Annotated in this window: 1 protein-coding gene; it reads right to left on the bottom strand. The window is 52.0% G+C overall.

All coding sequences use genetic code 11. From position 1 onward, the window contains the following. A partial coding sequence (locus tag MHK00_RS11825; RefSeq protein WP_250412009.1) for an IS481 family transposase occupies nt 1–921 on the bottom strand: 921 nt, incomplete at its 3' end. Nucleotides 922–1084: the final 163 nt, after the last annotated feature.

Below are 1084 nucleotides of genomic sequence, written 5' to 3'. Positions count from 1 at the left end.
GGGCAGTGCTGTGTAGGCTTCTGCGGGGGTGGTTCTGTTTAGGGCTCTATGGGGGCGTTTGTGGTTGTAGTATTCGATGATTTCTTTTAGCTGAGAGTTGAGTTCATCGAGACTTTGAGCTGGTATTTTGCTTGCTAGGGCTAGTTTAAGGGTGTAGTGGAAGCGTTCAACTTTTCCTTGTGTTTGGGGGTGGTAGGGTTTACCGTTTTTCTGCTTGATTCCTAGGTCTATGAGCAGTTGCTCGAATCCGTTTCGCGCGGGGTTTGTCCGGTCTGTGCTGGTTGTGAATGCTCGGCCGTTGTCGGTGAGGGTGGACTGGGGGTAGCCGTGTGTCTGGCCTGCATTAATGAAGCTTTCTATGACGTTTCCCACGGTGGCATTGTTGTAGGCACAGCAGGAGATGATGAACCGGGAATGGTCGTCCAAGATGGTGAGGATAGCTACTCGCTTGTGACCTGCGATGGTCCAGTCACTGTAGTCCATTTGCCATGTTTCGTTGGGTTGATCTGCTTGAAATCGTATCCATGAGCTGCGAGGACGCTTTTGTGGTTGGGCGATGACGTGACCGTTGTTTGCGAGCACTCGGTGGATTGTGGATGGTGCTGGTGGTGGGTCGATTCCCTCTTGCTGCAAGTGCCAGCGAATTGTATGGGCTCCGGCGTTAGTGCCGCGTTCTGTGAGGTCCTGGCGCAGTTTAAGTATGCGGTCGACAGTGCTGGGGTTGAGCGCTCGGGGATTAGTGCGCGGGCGTTTAGAGCGTGGTTCTAGGCGGTTGATTCCGCCTTCTCGGTAGCGGGCTTGAAGTGTTCGGATCCATCTGGTGCTGACGCCGAAATGGTCAGCTGCTTCGGCTTGAGTCATGCCGGTAGCAAGCATGGTTTCGATGATGATTTTTGGGCTTGGTTTTGATTTCTGCTCCATTTTTAAAGCATGGAGGATCGATGTCTCGAGACATCACTTTTTGTCGCGGCCGGGCAAATTTAACTTCAGAGTTTTCTACCGGATCGATGTAATGAGACATTAGTGCTGGTTAGACCGGAACTATCTCATAAGACATGCGGAACGATGTCTCCGAACCAGACAC

This window comes from Corynebacterium tuberculostearicum (genome assembly GCF_022347385.1).
Taxonomy (GTDB): domain Bacteria; phylum Actinomycetota; class Actinomycetes; order Mycobacteriales; family Mycobacteriaceae; genus Corynebacterium; species Corynebacterium tuberculostearicum_M.
Note: the sequence above shows the minus strand (reverse complement) of the source record. Positions and strands in the feature narration are given on the sequence as shown.